Source organism: Chenggangzhangella methanolivorans, from assembly GCF_019797865.1.
GTDB lineage: Bacteria > Pseudomonadota > Alphaproteobacteria > Rhizobiales > Methylopilaceae > Methylopila > Methylopila methanolivorans.
On record NZ_CP081869.1, the window covers coordinates 3,639,830 to 3,662,500 of the forward strand.

18 protein-coding genes and 2 pseudogenes are annotated in these 22,671 nt (G+C 69.8%); 15 read left to right on the forward strand and 5 right to left on the reverse strand.

Annotated features, from left to right (window positions below; translation table 11 throughout):
- Positions 1–13: 13 nt before the first annotated feature.
- From K6K41_RS19045 to fhuB, 13 genes and pseudogenes are all read left to right on the forward strand, one after another.
- Entirely contained in the window at positions 14–1,060 is a 1,047-nt protein-coding gene (locus tag K6K41_RS19045) for an ABC transporter substrate-binding protein (RefSeq protein ID WP_261401806.1), read from the forward strand.
- Between the two features lies 1 nt (position 1,061).
- Positions 1,062–1,817 (forward strand): ABC transporter ATP-binding protein, encoded by a 756-nt coding sequence (locus K6K41_RS19050; protein WP_261401807.1) that lies wholly within the window; start codon positions 1,062–1,064, stop codon positions 1,815–1,817.
- 5 nt (positions 1,818–1,822) lie between these two features.
- Positions 1,823–3,043 carry an MmgE/PrpD family protein gene (locus tag K6K41_RS19055; RefSeq protein ID WP_261401808.1) on the forward strand — a complete coding sequence of 407 codons (1,221 nt, stop codon included), beginning with the start codon at positions 1,823–1,825 and terminating at the stop codon, positions 3,041–3,043.
- The gene (locus K6K41_RS19060) at positions 3,024–3,224 is read left to right on the forward strand and encodes a hypothetical protein (protein WP_261401809.1); all 201 of its coding nucleotides are present in this window, start codon (positions 3,024–3,026) and stop codon (positions 3,222–3,224) included. Before K6K41_RS19055 ends, K6K41_RS19060 begins: the two co-directional genes overlap by 20 nt.
- The gene (locus K6K41_RS19065; RefSeq protein WP_261401810.1) at positions 3,221–4,324 is read left to right on the forward strand and encodes an alanine racemase; all 1,104 of its coding nucleotides are present in this window, start codon (positions 3,221–3,223) and stop codon (positions 4,322–4,324) included. The genes K6K41_RS19060 and K6K41_RS19065 overlap by 4 nt, the downstream gene beginning before the upstream one ends.
- Positions 4,325–4,357: 33 nt before the next feature.
- The gene (locus K6K41_RS19070) at positions 4,358–6,439 is read left to right on the forward strand and encodes a hydantoinase/oxoprolinase family protein (RefSeq protein WP_261401811.1); all 2,082 of its coding nucleotides are present in this window, start codon (positions 4,358–4,360) and stop codon (positions 6,437–6,439) included.
- Positions 6,440–6,453: 14 nt separating this feature from the next.
- Positions 6,454–7,958: pseudogene (locus K6K41_RS19075) on the forward strand (hydantoinase B/oxoprolinase family protein); the annotation flags it as partial.
- A gap of 21 nt (positions 7,959–7,979) precedes the next feature.
- Entirely contained in the window at positions 7,980–8,114 is a 135-nt protein-coding gene (locus tag K6K41_RS19080) for a hypothetical protein (RefSeq protein ID WP_261401813.1), read from the forward strand.
- Between the two features lie 128 nt (positions 8,115–8,242).
- Entirely contained in the window at positions 8,243–9,595 is a 1,353-nt protein-coding gene (locus K6K41_RS19085; RefSeq protein WP_261401814.1) for an L-serine ammonia-lyase, read from the forward strand.
- Positions 9,596–9,674: 79 nt separating this feature from the next.
- Complete coding sequence (locus tag K6K41_RS19090) at positions 9,675–10,544, forward strand: alpha/beta hydrolase (protein ID WP_261401815.1); 870 nt, start codon at positions 9,675–9,677, stop codon at positions 10,542–10,544.
- 153 nt (positions 10,545–10,697) lie between these two features.
- Positions 10,698–12,896 carry a TonB-dependent siderophore receptor gene (locus K6K41_RS19095; RefSeq protein ID WP_261401816.1) on the forward strand — a complete coding sequence of 733 codons (2,199 nt, stop codon included), beginning with the start codon at positions 10,698–10,700 and terminating at the stop codon, positions 12,894–12,896.
- A gap of 79 nt (positions 12,897–12,975) precedes the next feature.
- Complete coding sequence (locus K6K41_RS19100) at positions 12,976–13,785, forward strand: ABC transporter substrate-binding protein (protein ID WP_261401817.1); 810 nt, start codon at positions 12,976–12,978, stop codon at positions 13,783–13,785.
- A complete protein-coding gene (fhuB, locus tag K6K41_RS19105) occupies positions 13,778–15,751 on the forward strand; it encodes a Fe(3+)-hydroxamate ABC transporter permease FhuB (RefSeq protein ID WP_261401818.1) in 1,974 nt (657 codons plus the stop codon). Before K6K41_RS19100 ends, fhuB begins: the two co-directional genes overlap by 8 nt.
- Positions 15,752–15,760: 9 nt before the next feature.
- Here fhuB and K6K41_RS19110 read toward each other — a convergent pair whose 3' ends face one another.
- Positions 15,761–16,009 carry a hypothetical protein gene (locus K6K41_RS19110; RefSeq protein WP_261401819.1) on the reverse strand — a complete coding sequence of 83 codons (249 nt, stop codon included), beginning with the start codon at positions 16,007–16,009 and terminating at the stop codon, positions 15,761–15,763.
- A gap of 304 nt (positions 16,010–16,313) precedes the next feature.
- On the opposite strand from K6K41_RS19110, the gene K6K41_RS19115 reads away from it, so the two are divergent.
- Positions 16,314–18,029 carry a multicopper oxidase family protein gene (locus K6K41_RS19115; RefSeq protein WP_261401820.1) on the forward strand — a complete coding sequence of 572 codons (1,716 nt, stop codon included), beginning with the start codon at positions 16,314–16,316 and terminating at the stop codon, positions 18,027–18,029.
- 77 nt (positions 18,030–18,106) lie between these two features.
- On the opposite strand, the gene K6K41_RS19120 is transcribed toward K6K41_RS19115, so the two are convergent.
- The 4 genes from K6K41_RS19120 to K6K41_RS19135 form a co-directional block, all read right to left on the reverse strand.
- Entirely contained in the window at positions 18,107–18,460 is a 354-nt protein-coding gene (locus K6K41_RS19120) for a hypothetical protein (protein WP_261401821.1), read from the reverse strand.
- A complete protein-coding gene (locus K6K41_RS19125; protein WP_261401822.1) occupies positions 18,429–19,355 on the reverse strand; it encodes an NAD(P)/FAD-dependent oxidoreductase in 927 nt (308 codons plus the stop codon). Before K6K41_RS19125 ends, K6K41_RS19120 begins: the two co-directional genes overlap by 32 nt.
- Positions 19,352–21,364, reverse strand: coding sequence for a LodA/GoxA family CTQ-dependent oxidase (locus K6K41_RS19130; RefSeq protein ID WP_261401823.1), 2,013 nt, complete (start codon positions 21,362–21,364; stop codon positions 19,352–19,354). The genes K6K41_RS19125 and K6K41_RS19130 overlap by 4 nt, the downstream gene beginning before the upstream one ends.
- A 91-nt stretch (positions 21,365–21,455) precedes the next feature.
- Positions 21,456–21,647, reverse strand: coding sequence for a hypothetical protein (locus K6K41_RS19135; RefSeq protein WP_261401824.1), 192 nt, complete (start codon positions 21,645–21,647; stop codon positions 21,456–21,458).
- A 386-nt stretch (positions 21,648–22,033) separates the two neighbouring features.
- On the opposite strand from K6K41_RS19135, the pseudogene K6K41_RS30615 reads away from it, so the two are divergent.
- Positions 22,034–22,504, forward strand: a pseudogene (locus tag K6K41_RS30615) (FAD-binding oxidoreductase); the annotation flags it as partial.
- Between the last annotated feature and the right edge of the window lie 167 nt (positions 22,505–22,671).

Consider the following 22,671-nt stretch of genomic DNA (forward strand, 5'->3'; position numbering starts at 1 on the left):
TGGGAAATTGACGATGTTCGAGAGCATGAACCGCCGCAGTCTCCTGAAAGCAGGCGCGGGCCTTGGCCTTGTGGCCTTCGGCTCGGGCGTCGCGGGCCGCGCCTTCGCGGCGGCCCCCCGCACGCTCAAGATCAACACGCTGGCGTCGGCCGCGGCCGTCAACGTGCCGATGCAGTCGGCGCTGCGCTCCGGCCTCGCCAAGATCGAGGGCTACACCGCCGCCGAAGTCCGTCCGACGGCGAAAATCCCGCAGATCGCCCAGGAGGTGATCGCGGGCGCTGCCGATCTCGGCGACGCCGACGTCGCCTCGACGCTCGCCGCCGCCGAAGCCGGCGCCGACCTCAAGATCATCGGCCTCTCCTACGCCAACACCTCGCAGGTCATCGTCGTCAACGCCGACAAGACCAAGAGCCTCGAGGAGATCGCCAAGCACGGCGGCGCGATCGCGGTCAACAGCATCGGCGACTTCATGTACGTCATGCTGGTCGGCGTGCTGATGAAGCAGAAGATCGACCCGAAGAGCATCAACTTCATCGAGATGGGCTCGTCGGGCGACCGCGCCCGGGCGCTTGTCGCCGGCCGCGTCGACGCCGTGCCGATGCATGTCGAGCAGGCCGCGCAGCTCGCCCAGAAGGGCAACTACCAGATCCTCGTCCGGCCCTGGCAGGAATACGGCTCCTGGCCGAGCGCGGGCGTGATCGCGAGCGGCGCGTGGCTCAAGGACGACGCCAACAAGGCGGCCGCCGTCGCGGTTCTGAAGGCGGTCCTCGGCTCGTTCCGCAAGACCGACGACGACTTCGACTGGTACAAGTCCCAGGTCGCCGAATACGCCTCGTCCAAGGAGCTGAAGGCCGCGGACGACGCGTTCCTGAAGCCGGTCTGGACGACGCTCACGACCGAGATCAAGGCCTTCCCGAAGGCCATGGAGGACCTCAACCCCGACGCCTTCGCCAAGGTGCTGCCCGTCTACAAGGACGCCGGCGCGCTCAAGGGCACGGTCGATCTCGGCAAGCTGATCGACCGCACCTATCTCGAGCAGGCCCTGAAGGACCTCGCCTGACATGGCCAGCCTGTCGGTCTCCGGCGTCTCGAAGTCGTTCGGAAGCGTCCCGGTCCTCATCGACCAGTCGCTCGAGGTGGCGGAGGGCGAGTTCGTCGCGCTTCTCGGGCCGTCAGGCTGCGGGAAGTCGACCCTGCTCCAGATCATCAACGGCCTGACGTCTGTGGACGCCGGCCGCGTGGTGCTCGACGGGCAGGACGTGACGGGCAAGTCCGGTACCGGCCGCGGAATGGTGTTCCAGGGGGCGGACCTGTTCCCCTGGAGAAGCGCGCTCGAGAACGTCGCCTTCGGGCTTGAGGTAATGGGCGTTCCCAGGAAGGAGCGGCTCGAGCGCGCGCGCCACTATCTGCATCTCGTCGGCCTCAAGGGCTTCGAAGACGCCTGGCCGCACCAGCTGTCGGGCGGCATGCAGCAGCGCGTCGGCATCGCGCGCGCCTTCTGCGTCAAGCCGCAGCTCCTTCTGATGGACGAGCCCTTCGGCGCCCTCGACGTCCAGACCCGCGACATCCTGCAGGACGAACTGGTCCGGATCTGGGAGGCGGAGCCCAAGATGGTGCTCTTCGTCACCCACGGCATCGAAGAGGCGCTCTACCTCGCCGACCGCATCCTCGTATTCTCCAAGCGCCCTGCGCGGGTGCTGAAGGAGATCGTCGTGCCGTTCGAACGGCCGCGCCGCGAGGCCATGAAGCTCGAGCCGCAGTTCCTCGAACTGCGCCGCGAGATCTCCGAACTGCTGCGCCACGACATCACGGCCTGACGACCATGACCACGACCGCTCCCTCCATCGGCCGCGAGATCGCCGCGACGCTCGCAGCGATCGGCTATGACGACATCCCGGCGGACGTCGTCGAGATCGTGAAGCTCTTCACGCTCGACACGCTCGGCGTCATCGGCGGCGCGCGCCGGGCCCCGGGCATGACCGAGCTGCTCTCGGCGCTCACCGAATGGGAGACGGCCGGCAAGGCGACGCTGCTGCTGAACGGCCGCACCGCGAACCCGGCGACCGCCGCGCTCGCCAACGGCGCGGCGGCCCACAGCCTCGACTTCGACGACCAGCACGATCAGGCGCGCATCCACGCCTTCTGCGTGATCCTTCCCGCGGTGCTCGCGGCGATCGAGGCCAAGCGCGACGTCTCAGGCCGCGAGGCCATCACGGCGCTCGCCGTCGGCGTCGAGGTGTTCTGCCGCATCGGCCTCGCCTGCCACAACTCGCTCGGCAAGGGCTGGCACCCGACGACCTCGTTCGGCTCGATCTCGGCCGCTGCGGCCTGCGCCAAGGTGTTCGGGCTCGACGCCGAGAAGACCCTGCACGCCATGGCGCTCGCCTTCGTGCAGCTCTCCGGCACCACGCAGTTCATCGCCGACGGCGCGCTCGCGAAACGCGTCGGCCCGGGCTTTGCGGCCCGCTCCGGGCTGCTCGCCGCCCAGATGGCCAAGCACGGCGTCACCGGCCCCTACCGCTATCTCGACGGCAAGGCGGGCCTCTTCGAGCTCTACGAGCGCGGCGAGGCGATCCCCGAACTGCTGACCGAGGGCCTGGGCGAGAGCTGGCGCATCCGCGAACTCTCCATGAAGCCCTATCCGTGCTGCCGCTGCACCCACACGGTGATCCAGCTCGCGCTCGACGTGCGCGCGGAAGGGATCGCGCCGGACGACATCGAGAGCGGCGTGATCGAGATCGGCAAGGTCAACCGCCAGATCGTCGGTTCGCGCTTCGATCAGTCCCACCCCAATCCGGTGGTGCACGCCCAGTTCAACGCCGCCTACGCCTTCGCGGCCGCGCTCGTCGACGGCAAGGTCGACATCTCGACCTTCACGCCGGACCGCATCCGCCGAAGACGTGTCCTTCGCCTCGATCTTCGACAGCGCCGACGCCGCCGACATGGAGCCGACCGCGGTGCCGCCGGCGCGCATCCGCCTTCAGCTGAAGAGCGGCCGTTCGGTCGAGCTGACGCGCTGGACCATGAAGGGCGCGCCCAATGACCCGATGAGCCTCGAGGAGACGGTGGCGAAGTTCCGCGCCTGCCTGCGCTGGGGCATGGACGCGGGCGACGCCAACCTGCAGGGGCTCGAGGACGCGGTGATGTCGCTCGACGCGCTGGTCGACGCGAGCCTCATCATCCATCTCTTCCGCGGCTGCGAGCAGGAGCGGCGGGCCGCATGAGCGACGCGGCCGCCCTCATCGGCGAACGGGTCGAGGCGCTCGACACGCCGGCGCTCGTCGCCGACCTCGACGTCATGGAGCAGAACCTCGCGCGCATCTCCGGGGCCTGCGCGGCGGGCGGCGTGGCGTGGCGCCCGCACTGCAAGACCCACAAGTCCCCGGAAGTCGCCAAGCTGCTGCTCGCCGCCGGCGCGATCGGCGTCACCTGCGCCAAGCTCTCCGAAGCCGAGACCATGGCGCGGGCCGGCGTCGACCACATCCTGATCGCGAACCAGATCGCGGGCTCTGCCAAGATCGCGCGGCTGATGGACCTCGCCGCCCGCGCCGACGTGATGGTGGCGGTCGACGGCATGGAGAACGCGGAAGCGCTCGCCGAAGCCGCGCGGCTCGCAGGCCTCACGCTGTCCGTCCTGATCGAGGTCGACACCGGCACGCGCCGCGCCGGCGTCCAGCCGGGCGAGCCGGTGCTGGCGCTCGCCCGCCGTCTCGTCGGCCTTCAGGGACTGCGCCTCGCCGGCGTCATGACCTGGGAGGGCCACACCACCCAGATCGCCGATCCGACGGAGAAGCGCTGGGCGATCGAAGACGCGGTCGGCGCGCTGGTGTCGAGCGCGGAGCTCTGCCGGCGCGACGGGATCGCGATCGACGTCGTCAGCTGCGGCGGCACCGGCACCTTCGAGACCTCCGCCACGATCCCCGGCGTGACAGAAATTCAGGCCGGCGGCGGCGTGTTCGGCGACGCGCGCTACCGCACGATCTACCGCGTTCCGGTGGCCTACGGGCTGACGGTCCACGCCACGGTGACGAGCCGCCCGACGCCGCGGCGCGTGATCTGCGACGCCGGCAAGAAGGCGATGAGCGTCGACGCCGGAACGCCGATCCCGCTCGATTTGGGCGACGTCGCCTCGGTCTCGTTCTCCGCCGAGCATGGCAAGATCGAACTCGGCTCCGACAGCGCGACCCCGCGCGTCGGCGACGTCATCCGCTTCGTGGTCGGCTACGCCGACACGACCGTCCATCTGCACGATGCGATCTTCGCCGCCCGTGGCGGCCGGATCGAGCACGTGTGGCCGATTTCTCCCGCAGCCAAGCTGCGGTGACCCGTACAGCATCCCGAACCCGCGAGTCCTGACATGTCCGCTCCCTATCGTCTCGGCGTCGACATCGGCGGCACGTTCACCGACGTCGTGCTGATGAGCGCCGACGGCGTGATCTATTCCAAGAAGGTGCTGTCGACCCCGCAGGACTACAGCCAGGGCATCGAGAACGGCGTCTCGGCGCTGCTCGATGAACTCAAGATCAACGCCGCCGACATCGCCGAATTCGTGCACGCCACGACGGTCGCGACCAACACCATCATCGAGCGCAAGGGCGCGAAGTCGGGCCTCCTCACCACGAAGGGCTTCCGCGACGTTCTCGAGATCGCGCGCTTCCGCACGCCGCGGCTCTACGACATCCACTACAAGAAGCAGGACGCGCTGGTTGAGCGCAGCCTGCGCCTCGAAGCCGACGAACGCGTCGCCGCGGACGGCGCGATCGTCCGCGAGCTGAACGACGCTGACCTGGAAGCCGCCGCCAAGACGTTCGAGGAGGCAGGCGTCGAGGCGGTCTCGGTCGCGTTCATCAACTCCTACGTCAACGGCGACCACGAGCGCCGCGCAGCGGCCTATCTCGCCAAGCGCCTGCCCGGCGTGCCGGTGACGGCCTCGGTCGACCTGCTGCCGCAGCTCGGCGAATATGAGCGCACCAGCACGACGGTGGTGAACTCCTACATCCGCCCGGTGGTCGAGCGGTACGTGCAGTCCTTGAAGAACCGGCTCGACCGGCTCGGGATCAAGGCGCCGCTGCTGATCATGCAGTCGAGCGGCGGCGTCTCGCCCGGCGAGGCGGTGGCGCGTCAGCCGATCGACATCATCGAGAGCGGCCCGGCGGCGGGCGTTCTCGGCGGCCAGCGGCTCGGCGAGAAGATCGGCGTAGGAGACATGCTGGTGTTCGACATGGGCGGCACCACCGCCAAGGCCACCGTGATCGAGAACCACGCCTATGCGCTCTGCCCCGAGACCGAAGTCGGCGGCGAGGCGGCGCTCGGCGCCCGCATGATCAAGGGCGCAGGCTATCCCGTGCAGACGCCGACCATCGACATCGCGGAAGTGGGCGCCGGCGGCGGCTCGATCGCAGCCAGCGACGCGGCGGGCGGCCTGACCGTCGGTCCCCGCAGCGCAGGTGCGGAACCCGGCCCCGTCGCCTATGGCCGCGGCGGCCAGCAGCCGACCGTGACCGACGCCAACATCGTGCTCGGCTATCTCAACCCGAAGGCGCTCGTCAGCGGCGAGCTGTCGCTCGACGTCAAGGCCGCGACCGACGCGATTCAAGCGGTGGGCTCGCGCGTCGGGCTGTCGGCGACCGACACCGCCTACGGCATCCACAGCATCGCGGACGCCACCATGCTGCGGGCGCTGCGCGGCGTCTCGTCCGAGAAGGGCCGCGATCCCTCGCAATACACGATGCTGGCGATCGGCGGGAACGGCTCGGTGCACGCCTGCTCGCTCGCCGAGGCCGCCGGCATGACGCGCATCGTCGCGCCGCCGGTCGCAGGCCTGTTCTCGGCGCTCGGCATGCTGTTCGCCGACGTCGAACATCAGCTGGTCTCGGCTTTCTACAAGCGCCTCGACGAGGTCGACATGGCGGCCGTCACGCTGGCCGCCGCCCCGATGCTGGCGCGCGGCCTCGGCATGCTGCGCGACGAGGGTTTCGGGACGCCTGAGACCCAGAGCGCCAAGCTCTTCGCGGACCTGCGCTATGTCGGCCAGACCTCGCCGCTGACGCTCGAGATCGACGAGGCCGGCGGCCTCGACGCTCTCGCGGCCGCCTTCCACGCCGAGCACAAGTCGGTCTTCGGCTACGCCTCGCCCGGCGAAGCGATCCAGTTCGTCGCGCTGAAGCTCGTGGCGCGCGGCCTCGCCTCCAGCCCCCGGATGCCCGACAGCGCCCGCCGCGGCGCCGAAAAGACCGTCGAGCGCCATGTCCGCCGCGCCTTCTTCGGCGAGGCCGGGTGGCGCGACACGCCGGTCGCGCCGCGCTCGGACCTCACCGCGACGCCGGCCGCAGGTCCCATGATCATCGAGGAATACGACACCACGATCGTGGTCCGCCCCGGCTGGTCGGCCGCCCGCGACAGCTGGAACAACGTCGTCCTCACCCGCGACGCGGCCTGACGGAGCCCTTTGACATGACCACGATCGACCCCGTCCGCCGCGAGCTTCTCAAGAACGCGCTCGTCACCACCGCGGACAACGCTCTCGTCATGGTGATGCGCACCGCGCGCACCTCCAACGTCAAGAACTCCATGGATTTTTCGGCCGCCGTCTGCGACGGGGCCGGCCGGCTGGTGGCGCAGGGCGTCGCGGTGCCGGTCCATCTCGGCGTCGTCATGCCGGCGCTGGAGGCATGCCTTGCCCACTTCGGCGACGACGTGCGCGAAGGCGACGTGCTGGCGAGCAACGATCCTTACTCGGGCTGCAGTCACCTCAACGACATCTACACGTTCAAGCCGGTGTTCGTGGACGGCAAGCGCGTCGCCTTCGTCAGCCTCATCCTCCACCACAGCGACCTCGGCGGCCGCGTGCCGGGCGGCAACGCCGCCGACAGCATGGAGATCTTCGAGGAGGGGCTGCGCATCCCGCCGCTGAAGATGGTCGCGGGCGGGCTCGTCAACGAGACGCTGATGCGCATCATCGAGTTCAACACCCGCGTGCCGGACCGTGTGATGGGCGACGTCCGCGCCCAGCTCGCCGCGCTCGACCAGGCGGCCGCTGAGGCCGAGAAGCTCGCGCGCGAGTGGAAGCCGGAGGTTCTGGAAGCCTATCTCGACGACCTCATCGACTACGCCGAGATCCTCACCCGCTCGGAGCTGTCGAAGCTCCCGGACGGGACGGTCGAGTTCGAGGAATGGAACGACGACGACGGCGTCGGCAACGGCCCGATCCGGATCCACCTGAAACTCACCAAGACCGGCGACCAGATCGAGGCCGATTTTTCGCAGACCGACGTCGATCTCGGCGGCGCGGTCCACTGCAACCGCGCCTTCACGGTCTCCTGCACCTATGCGGCGATCCGCACGGTGCTCAGCGCCGCGATCCCCAACAACGCCGGGCTCTACCGGGCCATCACGGTCAAGACCAAGCCCGGCACCTTCGTGGACGTGACGTTCCCGGCCGCGGTCGGCTCGCGCGGGCAGGTGGGCTTCCGGCTGCGCTCGATCGTGCTCGGCGCGCTCGCGACGCTCCTTCCCGACCAGATGCCCGCCTGCGCGGGCGGCTCGGAGTTCGCGATCGCGGCCTCAGGGTCGGATGCGAACGGACGCCGGTTCCTGCATCTCGAGTTCCACAACAACACGGGTCTCGGGGCGAACCCGGACTCCGATGGCCAGGACGCCGGCCCCTACTGCATCGGCAACCTCGCCAACGTGCCCGTGGAACTGATCGAGGCCGAAAACCCAATCGTCATCGACGAATACGGTTTTCTCCCTGACACCGGCGGCGCCGGGCGCTATCGCGGGGCGCTCGGTCTCGTGCGGCAGTACCGCTTCCTGACCGACGACATCCAGGTGCAGGTGCGCGCCGACCGCTTCAAGTCGAAGCCCTGGGGCTGTTCGGCGGCGGCGCGGGCGGCGGAGCCTCCACCACGCTGAATCCCGGCACCGACAAGGCCGAGGCGCTGCCCTCGAAGTTTACCCGCCGCTTCAAGGCCGGCGACGTGCTCCGCGTCGAGATGGCGGGCGCGGGCGGCTACGGCCTGGCCGAAGAACGCGATCCGGAGGCGATCCGCGCCGACATCGCGCAGGGGAAAGTGACCGCGGCGCACGCCCGCGAGGTTTACGGCGTGGAGTGATCCGCGCCTCACGAGGTCGCGGCGTTTCGCCCCCCGAGGGCCGCGACGAAGAGAAACCGCTGGCGGATCGTCATCCCGCCAGCGGTTCAGCCTTCGGGGCGTCGTCATTCTGGATTACGCTGCCGTCCATGATCTCAGCCTTCGACCTCTTCAAGATCGGCGTCGGCCCGTCGAGCTCGCACACGGTCGGGCCGATGGCGGCCGCCAAGGCCTTCCGTGATCGGGTGATGCTGACGAACGGCGTCGCGCGGGTGACCGCCGAAATCTTCGGGTCGCTGGCCTGGACCGGAAAAGGCCACGCCACCGACGTCGCGATCTGCCTCGGCCTCATGGGCCATGAACCGGCCTCGGTCGATCCGGATCTCGTCGACGGCTACATGGCGGCCTTGCGCGAAGCCAAGAGCCTGGACGGCACGCTGTCTGCGGTCGCCTTCAATCCCGAAGCCGACGTGGTGTTCGACTTCGTCGAGCTGCTGCCGCTCCACACCAACGGCATGCGGTTCCGCGCCTATGGGACGGACGGCGGGGTCTTGGACGAGCACGTCTGCTACTCGATCGGCGGCGGCTTCGTGGTCACCGAGCGCGACGCCGGAAGCGCGGACTCGACCGTCTATCCCACGCCCTTCGACAGCGGCGCAGAGCTGCTGAAGCTCTGCGGCGAGACCGGATGGACCATCGCCGAGGCCCAGCTGGAAAACGAGCTCGCGCGGCGCTCGCTCACGGACATCGAGGCCGGGCTCGACGCCGTGGCGGCCGCGATGTTCGACTGCATCGAGCGCGGCATGCGCCACGACGGCATGCTGCCGGGCGGATTGAAGGTCCGCCGCCGCGCCAAGCGCATGCGCGAGTCGCTCGACGCCCGCGCGCACATCAACAGCCGCCCGCCGCACGAGATCGTCGACTGGGTCAGCCTCTACGCGCTCGCCGTCAACGAGGAGAACGCCGGCGGCGGGCGCGTCGTCACCGCGCCGACCAACGGCGCGGCCGGCATCGTGCCGGCGGTGCTGCGCTATTGCCGCGACTTCTGCCCCGGCTGGTCGGTCGAGCGTGGCCGCGAGTTTTTGCTGACCGCGACGGCGATCGGCGGGCTCATCAAGCGCCGCGCGTCGATCTCCGGCGCGGAAGTCGGCTGCCAGGGCGAGGTCGGCTCGGCCTCGGCGATGGCGGCGGCGGGGCTATGCGCCGCGCTTGGGGGCACGGCCGAGCAGATCGAGAGCGCGGCCGAGATCGCGATGGAGCACCATCTCGGCATGACCTGCGACCCGATCGGCGGGCTTGTCCAGATCCCCTGCATCGAGCGCAACGCCTTCGGGGCCAACAAGGCGATCGTGGCCGCCTCGCTGTCGCTGCGCGGCGACGGCGTGCATCGCGTGACGCTCGACGAGGTCATCGAGACCATGCGCCAGACCGGCGCGGACATGCAGGCCAAGTACAAGGAGACATCGCAAGGGGGGCTCGCGGTCAACGTCGCGGCGTGCTGAGGGCGGCTCTCCCGCCGGTCGACGGCGGCCGATGAACGCGATAGGGGAGCGCCCCGAACGGAGCGCAAGGCCGGCCGACATGACGCAGGACCACCCCGTCGTCCTTTCAGAAGCCGTGCGCTTCGACCTTCCGGCCAAATCCGGCGCGGCGCCCTATCGCATCTTCCTGCGCACGCCGCCCGGAGACGCGCCGCCGGAGGGGTGGCCCGTGCTCTACATGCTGGACGGCAACGCGGTGTTCGCGACCGCGGCCGACGCGATCCGCGTTCAGGCCGCCTGGCCGCTCGGCACCGGGGTGCGTGAGGCCGCGGTCGTCGCGATCGGCTATCCGACCGAGGCGGCCTATGACAGCGTCCGGCGCTCCTGGGACTACAGCCCGCCGCCCGGCGCGACCTATCCGCCGCACGTCGCCGGCGGACCCGACGTTCTGACGGGCGGCGCGGACGAGTTCCTCGCCTTTATCGAAGAGACGCTGAAGCCCGAGATCTCCCGGCGCCTGCCGGTGAATCCCGCCCGGCAGGCGATCTTCGGGCACTCGTTCGGCGGCCTGTTCGTTCTCTACGCCCTGTTCAACCATCCGGAGGCGTTCGCGACGTGGACCGCGGCCTCGCCGACGGTCTATTGGGAGAACTTCACGCTGCTGCGCTCGGCGGAGCGGTTCGAGGCGCGCGCCGACCGTCCGTCGGGCAAGCGCGTGCTGATTTCGGTCGGCGAATACGAGCAGACCCTCGCGCCCTTCCAGGTCGGCGCCGAGGACGAGGAGAAGCGCCGGGCGGGGCATGAGCGGAGCCGCACGGAAGAGAACGCGCGGGCGATGTCCGAAAGGCTCGCGGCGATGGATGATCTCGAGGTCTCTTACGAGCTCATTCCATGCGAAACGCACATGACCGTCCTGCCGACCGCGATCAATCAGGCCATCCGGTTCGCGTTCGGGGCGTGGATCCGTTGAGAATACTTCAGACTCGGCGCGTATGACGAGAGAGTACAGCGTATTATTTGAGCTATAATAATTAAATACATTGAATAATCGCTTGACAATCAATCTGCAGGCGCCCAGCAACCGCCCCGTATCTGAAACTCATGATCGCGGGGGCGGATGGGCATGGGGGCTGCGCGCAGACTGACGTTGCGGCTTGCGGGGGCGGCGGCGTTGTCCGTCACCGTCGGGGCGGGCGAGGCGAGGGCGCAGGACGACGCGACGCCGCTCGACGGGATCGAGGTGCAGGGCCGCGGCCAAGGCGGCGGCGCGAACCCGGGCGCCGGGGGGACGGGCCGCGGCCCGGTCCAGGGCTATGTCGCGACCGAGAGCCGGGCCGGCACGAAGACCGACACGCCAATCATGGAGACCCCGCGCTCGGTCGAGGTCATCGGCCGCGAGGAGCTGGAGGACCGCGCCGCCACCTCCATTCCGGAGGCCGTGCGCTATTCGCCGGGCGTCACCACCAACGGCTCGGGCTTCGATCCGCGCTTCGACCAGATCTCGATCCGCGGATTCCCGGTCAACACCTTCGGCGACTACAAGGACGGGCTGCGGCAGGCGCAGGGGCAGTTCGCGACCTTCCGCACCGACCCGTTCCAGCTCGAGCGCATCGACATCATCAAGGGCCCGGCCGCCGTGCTCTACGGCCAGTCGACGCCCGGCGGCCTGATCGACCGCGTGTCGAAGCGCCCGACCGCAGAACCGCAGTTCGAGGCGATCGGCACGATCGGCGGCACAGGCCGCTACGAGGCCGGCTTCGACGCCAGCGGGCCGCTCAACGCCGAGGGAACGCTCACCGGCCGGCTGACGGCGCTCGGCCGGCTCGGCGAGGTCGACTTCGACATCGAGGACGAGCGCTTCTTCCTCGCGCCCTCGTTCACATGGGCGCCGAACGACGAGACCAGGATCACCATTTATGGCCTCGCCCAGAAGGACGAGACCGACAGCAACGTCGCGGTGATGAACGCCGGCATTTCGCCGAACATCAACGTCCTGAACATCCGCGCCAGCGATCCGGACTACGATTATCTGAAGCAGGACCAATACCAGCTCGGCTACGAGCTGGAGCACGCCTTCAACGAGACCTTCACGGTGCGCCAGAACGCCCGTTACAATCACCTCGACATGCGCTCGCGCTACCTCACCGCGGGCGTCTCGGGCGGAGGCTTCGACCCGGCGCGGCCGAACGTCTACCGGCGCGGCTCATGGGCGATCGACGAGACGATCGAGGCGGTCCAGCTCGACAACCAGCTGCAGGCGAAGTTCGAGACCGGTGCGATCCGCCACACCATGCTGTTCGGGCTCGACTACCAGTGGTCGGAGTCGCGCCAGGGGCAGGGGAGCCTCGCGGCGAACCCGGCCTACGACCTCGACATCGACGACCCGCGCTACGGCGTCGACGGCCCGACGCCGCCGATCACGACCCGCACCGACATCGGCCTGAAGCAGCTCGGCCTCTATGCGCAGGACCAGATCAAGATCGGGGAGCGCTGGAACATTTCGGCCGGCGTCCGGCGCGACTGGGCGAACCGAACGTCGGACAACACGCGCTTCGACGGAAGCGCGCCGACCGCCTCGGCCGAGCGCGACGACAAGGCGTTTTCCTACAACATCGGCGTGCTCTACGCCTTCGAGAGCGGGATTTCGCCCTACGCCAGCTATTCGACCTCGTTCCTGCCCGCAGCCGTTCGCGGCCCGAACGGCGGACTGCTCAAGCCGACCGAAGGCGAGCAGATCGAGGCGGGCGTCAAATACCAGCCGCCGGGATCGAGCAGCCTGTTCACCGCCGCGGTCTACCGGCTCACCGAGAAGAACGCGGTGAAATACGATCCGCTCAACGGCGCCGCGCAGGCGATCGGCGAGATCGAGACCCGCGGCGTGGAGCTCAGCGCCCGCATCGACCTCGCGCAGGGCTTCAAGGCGATCGCCTCCTACAATTACAACGACGCCGAGATCAAACGGGATTCGGTCGCGGCGAACGTCGGCAACCAGCCGCTGGTGACGCCCAGGCACACGGCCTCGGCCTGGCTCGACTACGAGTTCCAGGGCGGCGCGCTTGCGGGCCTCGGCTTCGGAGCGGGCGTGCGCCATGTCGGGGCGAGCTACGCCGAAAACGCCAACGTCATCCGCAACAGGCCCTACACGCTGCTCGACGCCGCGGCCCGCTACGATTTCGGCACAGCGAATCCGAAGCTCGCGGGTTATTCGCTGGCGCTCAACGCCACCAATCTGGCGGACAAGGACGCGCCTGTGTGCAACAGCGGTCGGTGCTATCTGAGCCAGGGACGAACGGTGATCGGGACGCTGCGCTATCGCTGGTGAGGACTTTCAGGAACGCGAACGGCGCGGCGTCACGCGACGGGCCGCCGTCGCGCTTGCGGCCGCCGCAGCGCTTGCGCCCGTGCGCGTCCGCGCGTCGGACGCCCCGCGCGCCGTCACCGGCGACTACGGCATCGCCCAGACGCTGATCGCGATGGGGCGGCCGCCCATCGCGATCGCGGCCGCGGACGACTGGGACGATTGGGTGGTGGAGCCCCGGCTGCCCGCTGGAATCGTCAATCTCGGGACGTCGCGCGAGATCAATCTCGAGATCCTGAGCCAGCTGAAGCCCGACGTCATCTTCTCCACTCCCTATCTCGAGCGCCTCCGCCCGAAGCTCGAGCGCGTCGCGCCGGTCGAGAGCTTTCCGGTCCACGCCACCGGATCCTCGCCCTGGCCGAACCTCGTGGCGGCGGCGCGCGCCATGGGCAAGCGGCTCGGCGCGGAACAGGAGGCCGAGGGGCTCGTCGCGCGGACCGAAGCCGAGCTTGCGGCTTTGTCGGAGCGCGTGGCTCCGCTTCGCGATCGGCCCGTGCTGCTCGCCGCCTTTCAGGACGCGCGCAACGCCTGGGTCTATGGGGCGAACAGCCTCTATGAGGACGCGCTCCAGCGGCTCGGCCTGACCAATGGCTGGACCCGCCCGACCAATCCGTGGGGCTTTTCGCAGGTCGGCGTCGAGGCGCTTGCGCAGGCGCGCGGCGCTCGGCTGTTCTGCCTCGCCCCGACGCCGCCGGACGCGCTTGCGCTTCTTTCGGGGAGCCCGATCTGGCGCGCGACGGGGTTTGCGGACGAAGGCCGACTGTTCCGCCTGCCGCCGGTGCTCGCCTTCGGCGGCCTACCGTCCGTGACGCGTCTCGCGCGGCTCCTGGCGGAGGCCGCCCAGCGTGCATGACGGGTTCCGCCCGGCGCTCGTCGCCGTGCTCGCGCTCATCGGGCTCGGCGCGGTCGCCATGGCGCTCAACCTGTCGGCGCGGCTGCCTGTCGGGCTCTGGCTCGAGGCGCTGTTGGCGCCCTCGGCCGACGACATCCGTGAGCTTCTCGTCCATTACAGCGTCGCGCCGCGCGCCGTCGTCGCGCTGATCGCGGGAGCGGGGCTCGCGCTCGCAGGCGCCGTGCTCCAGCAGGCGCTGCGCAATCCGCTCGCCTCGCCCTCGACGCTCGGCGTCTCGGCCGGCGCGCAGCTTGCTTTGTCGCTGGCGACGGTGGCGGCGCCGTCTGCGCTTCTGGCCGGCCGGGAGGTGGTGGCGCTTCTCGGCGGCGCGGCCTCGACCGCGGTGGTGACGGCGCTCTCCTGGCGAAGCCGCTTCGCGCCGCTGACCGTGATCCTGTCCGGCATGGTGGCGGCGATGTTCTGCGGCGCGGCGGCCTCCGCGCTCACGCTCTTCAACGAGCGGATGCTGACGGGCCTCTATGTCTGGGGCAGCGGCGCGCTGAACCAGCAGGACTGGTCGGTCGCGGGCCCGCTCGGCGTGAAGGTCGCGGTCCTCGCCGGCCTCGTCGCCCTCACGGTCCGGCCGCTGCAGCTGCTGGAGATGGACGAGCCGGCCCGCAGCCTCGGCCTGTCGGTGGTTCGGCTGCGGCTCGTCACGATCGGACTGGCGGTGGCGCTCACCGCCGTCATCGTCAGCGCCGTCGGCGTCATCGGTTTTATCGGGCTCGCTGCGCCTGCGCTCGCCCGCGCTCTCGGCGTCCGAAGGCTGAGGGACCGGCTCGCCTGGAGCGCGGCGATCGGCGCGGCGATCCTGTTTGCGACCGACGCGCTTCTCCAGGCCGCCGAGGCCTTGGCGCATCTAAACGTGCCGACCGGAGCCGCGACGGCGCTGATCGGCGCGCCGACGCTGGTCTGGCTCGCCTCCAGGTTGCGCAACCCCGCGCCGGTCGAGACCGAGCGCCCCGCCGGGCCGCGCGTGCGGCGCGTCGGCCTGGCGATCTGCTTGCTGGCGACCGCGGTTCCGGTCGCGTTGCTCGCCTCGCTCGCGATCGGCCCAGCGCCGGGCGGAGGCCTGTCGGTCGCGCCATGGCCCGAGCTCGCCGAGCTCCTGCCGTGGCGCTGGCCCAGGACCCTCGGGGCCGGGGCCGCGGGCGCGATGCTGGCGGCCGCAGGGCTGATGCTCCAGCGCCTGACCCGCAATCCGATCGCAAGCCCCGAAGTGCTCGGCGTGAGTTCGGGCGCCGCGCTTGGCTTCGTGCTCGCGCTGCTGTTCGCCCCATCGCCGGGCTTGGCGGTCCAGACCGCGGCTGCGGCTGCCGGAGGCTTTCTGGTCGCGGGCGCGCTGCTCGGGCTCGGACGCGGCGGCAGGCTCGCGCCCGAACAGCTCCTGATCGCCGGCGTCGCGCTCGGCGCCATGTTCTCGGCGCTGCTCGCGATCCTGATGGCGAGCGGCGACCCGCGCATGCTGCTGGTCGCGAACTGGATGGCGGGCTCGACCTACGACGTCGAGCCTGCGGTCGCGGTCGGGACCATGGCCTGCGCGATCGTGCAGATCGCCGCCTCGTTCCTCGTCGTGCGCTGGCTCGATCTCGCGCCGCTCGGGCGACCGTTCATGCTCTCGGTCGGCGCATCGCCGGCCGTCGCAGGTTTGGGCGTCCTCGCCCTCTGCGCGACCCTGACCGCGGGCGCGACGCTCGCGGTCGGCCCCTTGAGCTTCGCCGGGCTGATCGCGCCGCATCTCGCGCTGCGTCTCGGCTTCGCGCGCGCCGGCGGCCAGCTTGCGGCGGCCGCGCTCATCGGCGCGCTGACGATGATCGCGGCGGACTGGCTCGGGCGGGTGGTCTACGTGCCGTTCCAGGTTCCGGCCGGGCTCATCGGCATGCTGATCGCCGGACCGCTGCTGATGTGGCTGCTGCAGCGCCGATGAGGCCCCGCGTCAGTCGCAGGGTTTCGGCGTGACCGTCTCGGTTCCGTCCTGCGCCATGGTGACGGTCTCGCCGCAGTTCGGCCTTGCCTGGCCGTCCTGCGGGGCGTCGCCCGCGCTTTTCGGCTGCTTTCCGATCGGAACGGTGACGCCGAGCGCGTCGTCCATCTGCGGCGGCCCTCCCATTCCCGGGCCCGCGTCGCGAACTTCCGGCGCGCCGATGTCGCGGGCGAACGCCGGGATGGACCCTGCGGCGACCAAGGCGAAGAGCGTTCCGCAGATCATTGTTCGGCTAATCATCGGCGGACCTTTCGTCCAGAGTGGGTGCGCGAGCGCGCGTCGGCGTCGGCGGGCGGCTGCTCGCAATGCTAGATCATGCGCGCCGCGGAGGCGACATCCCAAAAGGGCGGCCGAGGTCGATCAAATGCCGGACGTTCCGGCGGAGGCGCATTGACCAAGGACCATTTCGCCGAGGACAGGCGGCGCGTTCCAGGCCGGATCCTGTTGCCTCCTCTTCGACTTGAGGTAGACTCGCGACATCTCAGCCTTGGTTCGGGGGATGACCATGGTTCGGCCTGCCGTCGCGCTCTTCATGCTGTTGGCGTCAGGCGCCGCAGCCTTCGCCGAGGAGGCGCCGCCGTCAGCGCCTGCGGCGGTGGACGTGGTCGCGATTCGCGGCGCGCCTGCGGACCCTGCGGCGATCGACGACCTGCCCAACCCGCCGGAGCTGCGCTCGCGCGACGGCGTGCTCGAGGTCGAGCTCACCGCGCGGCCGAGCTGGATCCGCGTCGCGGGCAAGCGGTTCCGCAGCAACGTCTATAACGGCCTCTACATCCCGCCGACGCTCGTGCTCAGCCGCGGCGACACGCTGCGGATGAAACTCAACAACGAGATCGGGCCGGCGGACGTCCAGTTCAAAAAGTCCGTCCGCACCAACATGCATTACCACGGCGCGGACGTGAGCCCGAAGGCGCCGGGCGACGACGTCTTCCTCAAGGTCAAGGCCGGGACGAGCTTCGACTATGTCGTGCCGTTCCCGAGCGACCATCCCGAAGGGCTGCACTGGTATCACCCCCATGCGCACGGCGTGGTGAACAAGCAGATCCTGTCGGGCATGTCCGGCATGCTGATCGTCGACGGCTACATCGAGGCCCACTATCCGGAGCTCGCGGGCCTTCGCCGGCGCGTGATGGTGCTCAAGGACATCGTCCTTCCCAACGAGACCGCCACGACGCTGACGCTCAACGGCTACACCGACGCGCCGGTGAAGGCCCGGCCGGGCGAGTGGCAGGTCTGGCAGGTCGGCAATCTCGGCGCGAACTCGTTCTTCAAGTTCGCGCTCGCCGGCCACGAGTTCTGGACGATCGAGCGCGACGGCAACGTCCTCGTCACGCCCGAGCGGCAGGAGACGCTGTTCCTCGCGCCCGGCGCGCGCGTGACCGTCGCGGTGAAGGCCGGGGCGGCCGGCAGCTACAAGCTGAGCTCGCTTAACGTCGACACCGGGCCGACCGGCCTGCCGAACGACGCCGCCGACCTCGGGACCTTCATCGTCGCGGGCGACCCGAAGCCCGACCGCGGGATCAGCGAGCGCGTCCAGGAGCCTGCGGCGAACAGGAGCGCGATCTTTCCGCGCCCGAGGGACATCAAGAACCTCCCCATCACCCGCGAGCGCGTGTTCGAATTCTCGGACGCGAAGGACTTCAGCAAGTTCTACATCAACGGCCAGATCTTCGACCCGAACGTCGTGAACACCACGACCCGGGTGGGCGACGTCGAACGGTGGATCCTGCGCAACCTCGCGACCGAACTCCACGTCTTCCACCTGCACCAGACCTCGTTCCTGGTGCAGGAGAAGGGCGTCGGCAGACAGCCGGACGCGACGGGCCTGCGCGACGTCATCACCCTGCCTTACGCGGCCGACGGCAAGCCCGGAGAGGTGTCGGTCATCATCCCCTTCACCAATCCGGTGATGACCGGGCAGTTCGTCTATCACTGCCATCTCGTCGGCCATGAGGACGCCGGGATGATGCAGTCGATCCGCGTGCTGCCCCAGCGCACCGCGGCGGAGGACGCCTGGCGGATGTTCGGCCGCATGCTCGGCTCCGACGAGCCGCCGCCGTGGTGGCCGGCCCGCGCCCAGCGCGCCGCGCGGCTTCCCGAGGCCAACGAGCTGACGGCGGCGCTCAACGGCGAGATCTGCGTGACGTCGGACCCGGCCGACGAGCGCGAAGAGGCGAACCTCTGGGTGTCGGGCCGCGGACCCGTGACGCCGACGAACTGAAGGCGGAGATCACAGCCGGCTCGGCCGTCATGCCCGCACGAAGCGCGGGCGTGACGGCGGTGGTTCGACCTGAAACGTCACACGCTCGGGGACGCGCGCAACCGATGCTCGTCGGCGTCCGCGGCCGCCTGCTCGACGGGGAGGCGCCGCCGCCAGAACGCCTCGCCGGGCCAGCGTCGCACCGCGCCGTAGTAGAAGGCGCGCCGCCTGAGATACTCGTCCCACATCCGTCGCTGCGCCTCGTCGTGACGGACGACGTAAGGGTTGCGCGCGTCGAGCTCGGCTGCGCCCTGCGAACAGTCCTCGCCCTGCGAAGAGTCCTCCAGCGCGTAGTGGATCAGGTGCCCGGCGTCGCTGGCGGACTTAAGCGCCTTGTCGACGCCTTGCGACGACAGCGGATCATAGGCCTGCGCCGCGTCGCCGACCGCCATCCAGGCGTCGCCGCAGAACGCCTGCAGCCGCTGGCCGCCGGCCGGCGCGCCGCGGATCGCCCCGTAGGGTCGATAACCGCGATCCCTGAGCACGGGCGCGATCATCGCCGAGCGTTCCAAGAGCCCGTCGAAACCGTCCGGCGACGCGGCGAGCCGCGCGGCCGGCAGGTCGCGGTCCGTGTAGAAGACGACCAGCCGCCCCGTTTCGCCCCACGGCTCCCGGCAGCCGGCTGCTGTACCACCAGCCCTCCGGCGCCGCCTCGATGCGGGTGCGGCGATCGTCGTCGCCGCCCGGGCATGAGAACCATCGCGCATAGGCGAACAGCCGGTCGTCGTCGTCCTCGATCGAAGCCCCGAGAGCGCCCGGCCCACGCCGCCTGCCGGAGCAGTCGACGAGATAGCGGGCCCGGTCCTGACGGGCGCCCGCGTCCGTCGCGAGAGTCACGCGCCAGTTGAGCGAGCCGTCTAGGACGCGCTCGCAGGATTGGAAGCTCGCGCCCTTGAGCAGCGTCGCGCCGGCTGCGGCCGCAGCGTCGCGCAAGGCGTCGTCGAAGGCGGGCCTGTCGACGCAGAGCCCATGACCGCTCGATGCGAAGAAGAAATCCGCGGCGTCCGCGCCCTCGCTCGCCCAGGACGAAACGTTTCCGGTCGTCGGGAAGGCGTCGAAGGGCCGCCCGGCCGTCCCGGTCTCAGGCCCGAGAAAATGCGCGATCAGGTCGATCGAGGCCGGCGGCAGCGTCTCGCCAAGCTTCACGCCCGTCGATCGCCGCTTCTCGACCAGCAGCGCGCGCCGTCCGAGCCGCGCCAGCGTAAGGGCGGTCGCGGATCCGGCCGGGCCGGATCCCACGACGATGACGTCCCACATCTCGCCGGCCGGGTCGGCGCCCTGGCTCACTTGGCCGGGGGCGACTTGGCCTGCGGCGGCCGGTTGAGCGCGGGATCGCGCTCGTGCTCGACGAACACCATCTGGCCGTTGTCCTTCAGGAAGCCGCCGTCCTCGGTCCTGAGCGGCAGCACCATACCGAGCTTGGGCCAGGCGTAGGCCATCTGCTGGTAGCCGTCGTCGGACGAGAGCGGCTCGCCGCTCTCGTCATAGCCGCGGAACCATTCCTTGTAGGTCCGGGTCTGGGTCGCCCTGTCGTATTCGAACACGACGTCGGGGCGCTGCGTCGGCCACCAGGCCGTGTCGCAGGACCAGAAGTCGCCCTGCCACGGGCTCGACATGTAGGCCGCCACCGATCCGGGCTCGACGCCTCCAGCCACCCGGAACGCCTCGGCGAAGTTCTCGCGGTAGAGGATGAGATAGGGAAACTCGATCCCGGGATGGAAGCCGCCACCGATGGTCGGCTCCAGCGCCGAGGCGTCGAGGGCGTGCGGCTGGTCGGCGAGCGGAAGCTCGTCGAGCGCGACGGGCCGCACCGGCTCGCCGACCTCGAAGTTTCCGTCGGCCCACTCTTTCAGATGGTTGAGCTGCCAGTCGGTGAGGCTGAGAAACTGGTCGGGAAGGTCGAAGCCCGTCTCCTCGTTCTGGGCGGGCTTGCCGCCCGTGCCCCAGAGCTTGGGCATCTTGTAGTCTTCCTCTTCTCGCTTGAACTCCTCGTCCTTCCAGGTCGTCGGACGCTGCGGGGGAGGGGGCTGCAGGGAGTCGACGAGGCGGCCGCGCTTTCCCGGCGCGCGGCGCATCAGATTGTAGATCATCTGCCGCATCGACCGGCTCTTCTCGGTCGGGTCGGTGAAGGCGGCCATGTAGCGGTCGTTGAGCAGGTTGCCCGGCTGCCGCGGGCCATGGGCGGCGTCCTTCGTCTCGGGCTTCACGCCCGCCGCCTCGGCGCTCACCCAGCCGTAGTTCACCGCCTTGGCGAACACAGGATAGACGTCGCGATAGAAGTTCGTCTTCCGGCTCGCGTGCGGGTAGGCCTCGGGAAACGCCTCGTAGACGCGGTCGAGGATCGAGACCACGTGGAGCATGTAGGGCGAGAACTTCGGCGGCGCGGTGACGATCCAGGCGCCCGCGCGGGCGTTCCGCGCGCCCTCGTCCGCCGCAGACGTCACGCCGTCGCGCGTGCTCAGAACCGTTCCGTCCTTGAGCGTGACGGTGACGTCGATCTCGCCGCCGCAGGTGTCGTCCCACCAGCCGGGCACGTTGAAGTAAGCGAACTGGTTGGTGAGCGGGTTGCGGCCGCCGTCCGGGCCGTTCGGCGGGCTGTGGGTCTCGCTCGGGTTCGACAGCGCGACCTTGGGCGTCGTCACGCATTCGCCCTTTCCGCCCGCCGGCACGAACAGCAGGCGGTCGCCGTCGTCGAGGCGAAGCTGGCCGAGCTCGATGTCCCGCGCGGCCTCGTAGGTCACCTCGACCTCCTGCGACGGGTCCTTGGGCGTGAAGCCGACGAAGCGCAGCTCGCCCGGCAGCTTGCTCTTCTCGACGTCGACGAAGACGTCGCCCTTCATGACGACGGGGCCGGCCTCGCCGGACGAGATCGTGTGGACGCCCGGATCGATGATCAGCTTGTCGCGCTCGATCGGCTTCTTGCCCGGCTGGACGGACGGATTGCGCAGCTTGTCCGGATCGAACAGATAGGCGCCCTGAAACGCGTAGTTCGCCGCCTTCATGTTGCGGACATGGACGCGCCAGCGCAGGGATTGGACGAGGTCCGACTGTTTGGTGAGCTCGGCCACGACCTTGCCGTCGGCGTCATAGCCGTAGACCCGGTAGCGCTGCGCCTGCCGCTTCAGGCGCGCATCGGCGTCGCGATAGGATCCGCCGTTCGGTCCCGGCCCGCCTTTCCCGCCTGGATCGACCACGAGGCCCGGCGCTTCGGGCCCGACGAAGAACTCGTCGCTGTTCCCGAGGCGCGCGATGCCGATGCCGGGATGGATGCGGATGGTCTTGATCGTCTCGGACATGGCTTGTCGCCCTCCGGAATGACGGGATCTGCGGGAAATCGGATCAGGTTTGGAGACCGGCGCCTGAGCGAGGACGCGGCGTCAGGCGCGGTCAGAGCGTCCTGTCGGACGCGACGAACTTCCAGTCCAGCGCGTCGGCGCTCGCGACCACGAAGCGGTTTCCGGAATGCTCGATCTCGGCGTAGGTCAGCCCGCGCAGCTCGGTCTGCGTGCGCACCGAGAAGCCGCCGCCGAAGCTCGCGCGAATCGATTTCTCGACGGCGGGATCGACCCCCGCCGCCATGCCGGGGGCCGTCTCGGCGCGCGTCGCCGCCGGCGGCGCCAGGCAAGAGAGCGGCCGGGGCCGCGCCGAGCATCGCCACGAAGTCTCTGCGCCTGATGGTCATAGCCCGTCGCCGCTGGTGAACTTGCTCCTGTTCTAAAAGCGCGGAGATGTTCGTCAAGCGACAGATTTGTCAGGCGACGTCCGCCGCGCGGACAGCGCCGGGACGCCTCGGACGCTCGGTTTTTACTGGGCCTTAAACGCAACTTTATAGTGTGCCGCAAAGTGAAGCCGGATCGGCCAGCCATGCGCTCATCTCTCAGCCGTCGACAATTCGCCATCGGCTCCGCCGTCAGTCTGCTCGCTCCGGCGGCGGCGCGGGCCCGCACGGTCTTCGACGACTGCTCATGGTGCGCGCCCGGCGACGCGGCCTGGTCGCGACTCGCCGAGATCTCGGGAACGGCCTTCTGCGTCCCGGAGACGCGGGCTTTTCCGCGCGCGCCCGGCCGCAGAACCTGCGCTACGCCCGGATCGAGCCGCAGGCGATCGCGCGGTGCGGCTCCGCCGAGACGGTGTCCAAGGCGCTGCGCTGGTGTCGGGAGATGGACATGCCCTTCGCCATCCGCGGCGGCGGGCATTCGTTCGCCGGGCACTCGTCCTCGTCCGGCCTCCTGATCGACCTGTCGCCGATGAAGCAGGTGGCCTATGACGCGGCGAGCGGCCGCGTCACGATCGGAGCGGGCTGCCTCAACCGGGACGTCGCCGCGGGGCTTCGCGCGGCGGGCCGCGCCATCACCCATGGCCGCTGCCCGACGGTCGGCATCGCGGGCTTCATGCTGGGCGGCGGCATCGGCTTCAACATGCGCCGCTTCGGCGTCGGCTCGGACGCGATGACGGGCGCCGAGATCGTCACCGCCGACGGCGCGGTGCGCTCCGTGTCGCAAGGAGCCGAACCGAACCTGTTCTGGGGCTTGCGCGGCGGAGGCGGCGGCAATTTCGGCGTCAGCACCTCGTTCACGGTCGCGACCGTTCCGGCCGACGAGGC